This window comes from Anaerovibrio sp., from assembly GCF_051866355.1.
Lineage (GTDB): Bacteria > Bacillota > Negativicutes > Selenomonadales > Selenomonadaceae > Anaerovibrio.
On the sequence record NZ_JBJDWZ010000086.1, the window covers coordinates 1 to 2594 of the forward strand.

General features: G+C 53.6%; 3 protein-coding genes. All 3 read left to right on the forward strand.

Features of this window, described 5'->3' with window-relative positions; all coding sequences use genetic code 11:
* The first annotated feature begins 278 nt into the window (after positions 1-278).
* Positions 279-869: a DUF3793 family protein gene (locus ACI3UA_RS04850; RefSeq protein ID WP_439723703.1), complete on the forward strand. Its 591-nt coding sequence runs from the start codon at positions 279-281 to the stop codon at positions 867-869.
* 41 nt (positions 870-910) lie between these two features.
* Complete coding sequence (locus ACI3UA_RS04855; protein ID WP_439723704.1) at positions 911-1342, forward strand: flavodoxin; 432 nt, start codon at positions 911-913, stop codon at positions 1340-1342.
* Between the two features lie 133 nt (positions 1343-1475).
* Positions 1476-2594 (forward strand): transporter substrate-binding domain-containing protein (locus tag ACI3UA_RS04860; RefSeq protein ID WP_439723705.1); only part of this gene is annotated, 1119 nt, incomplete at its 3' end.

Sequence of the window (2594 nt, forward strand, 5' to 3'; positions counted from 1 at the left end):
TGCCAATAGATTTCAGGCAATTCCTCCGAATGAATAGAAATAGATTGATTAAGCAATTCCTGTTCACAGGACACAATGTTATGACAGTGTTATGAAAGCCGGAGTTTGGGTTGGCTGTTTTTCGGCATGAATAGCTTTGGTTATTGTGGCCTGCTGTATTATAATATTGATATGGCAGGTCTTTTTTGCTGGCTGTAAAAAAACATCTTGAAAATAATTCTCAATTGTGCTATATTAATTCTGCGAATGATAATAATATTCAATTGAGAGGTGAGAGGATGGACAGGAAACAGTTTGATCAGCTGCTGGCCCTGCACTGCGCGCCGACGCTGGCAGGACTGAAGGCGGCCAGCATGGTGGCTATGCCCGCCAGGAGCATGGAGGAGCTGCGGGATCTTTTCGGGATATATGAGCAGTGCTTCGCCTGCAAGGGGCTGAAGGTAATGGAGCTGAGGCAGCAGAAGTCGCATGTGCTGTTTCTCATATACCGCCCTGTGGTGCTGAAAAGGCTTCTGCGGCGCAGGATGGCACAGGATATTCTGACGATGTGCGGCTATCCGCCGGGAGCCGGGCTGGATGAGCTGCTGGGCCATCTGAAAAAGCGCATGGCGTCAAAGCTGGCGGAGGATGGCAGCCGGCAGGGCTTTCCTCATGAGATTGGCCTGTTTCTTGGCTATCCGCCTCATGACGTGGAGGGCTTCATCCAGCATGGCGGACGGAATTTCCGCCAGTGCGGCTTCTGGAAGGTGTATGATAATGAGAAGGCCGTCCTGCACCTGTTTCACTGCTACGCTGCCTGCACCAAAAGGGTGTATGACAGCCTGCAGGATGGTGCGAGCCTGCAATCCATGATTTGCAGTGCGGCCTGATGATAAATAAATAGCTATAATTAGCGGGAGGAAAGAAGAATATGAAGGTAGCAGTTGTATATTGGAGCGGTACGGGCAATACGGAGATGATGGCACAGGCCATGGCCGAGGGTGCGAGGGAAGCCGGGGCGGAGGTGGAGCTTTTGACCCCGGAGGGTTTTCCTGCCTCGAAGCTGGGAAACTTTGATGCCCTTCTGCTGGGCTGTCCGGCCATGGGCAACGAGGTATTGGAGGAATCCGAGTTTGAGCCGATGTTTACGGCGCTGGAGAAGCATCTCGAAGGTGTTCCGGTAGGGCTTTTTGGCTCTTATGGCTGGGGCAGCGGCGAATGGATGGAGGACTGGCAGGCACGTTGCAAGGAGCATGGTGCCAATGTCTTTGGCGACGGAGTGATTGTCAACAACACGCCGGATGATGAAGCACTGGCCCAGTGCAGAAGCTTTGCGGAGGGCTTTGTAAAGGAAAACAGCTAGTGCAAAATATAATTTAATTTTTTAACATACAAGAGGATTTTTTCTTCGCGTGTCGAATATCACAGTAGGCGGCGTGTTATGGGGCTGCCTGCTGTGATATTTTTTGTGGAGAAATAAAAGGCGATGAGCGGCGATGGAGAAAAAATGCCGAGATATAAGGCCGGGCGGACTGAAGGGAATTCTCTGCCTCAGCATGGTGATTGTGCTGTGCCTGGCGGCACTGCTTCCCTCTGTGGCCCTGTCGGCGGATGATACCGGCAGCGTGAGCAGAGTCAGTGGCAGCAGCTACCGGCAGAAGGTGGTCCGCGTAGCGTATTACCCGGAGGTGAACTGGCAGGAGGGCGCCGAGGAAGGGCAGGTAAAAAAGGGCTACTGCTATGAGTATTACCAGCGTCTTGCTCCCTATGCCAACTGGCGGTATAAGTATGTGTACGGTTCCTTTCAGGAGCTGTATGCAAAATTTTTGCGGGGCGAGATAGATGTTTTTGCCGGATTGTCCAAAACTGATGAGCGCAGGGGGAGCTTTTTGTATCCGGAGCGGCCTATGGGGCAGACAGGGTACATTTTCCTCAAGCGGAGCACGGACAGCTCTGTTACGGAAAATCCCCATTCCTTTGACGGCAAGCGGCTGGGAACGGTAGCGGGGATTGTGGAGAGCAGCCTGCGGCAGTTCCTGAAACAGCGGAATATTCAGGCGGAGGTGTACGCCTACAAGGATACGGATGAGGCGGTTTCTGCCTTGCAGGAGGGAACGGTGGATGCCGTGCTGGGGGAGACCAGTGCCACGGCCATTACCAACTACGGGCTGGAGTCCTTCGTCAGCGGCGGCACCAAGGATTTTTATCTCTGTGTGGCGGCGGGCAGGGAGGATTTGCTGCAGGACCTGAACAAGGCGCAGGAGGATTTGCACCAGGTCATGCCGTTTTTGACGAAGCAGCTGGGGGATAAGTATTTCCGCCGCTCAAATATTACTGCCACCCTGACGGCAGGCGAAAAGAAGTGGGTGGCGGAGCATCAGACCCTGCGGGTGGGCGTACTCGAAAGCTATATGCCTTTTTCCGGCTTGAACAAGCAGGGGATGGTGACCGGCATCGTCAGGGATATTGTGCCGGAGATGGTGAACATGCTGGGACTGGGCGGCAGGCTGGATGTCGCCTACAAGAGCTACAGCAATTTTGCCGCCATGGCGGATGGTCTGCACAAGGGCGAGGTAGATGCCATCTTCCCGGTGTTCAACGATATGTGGGTGGCT

Coding starts and splice junctions, on each gene's coding strand:
- ACI3UA_RS04850 (WP_439723703.1), top strand. CDS start 279: ATGGACAGGAAACAGTTTGATCAGCTGCTGGCCCTGCACTGCGCGCCG.
- ACI3UA_RS04855 (WP_439723704.1), top strand. CDS start 911: ATGAAGGTAGCAGTTGTATATTGGAGCGGTACGGGCAATACGGAGATG.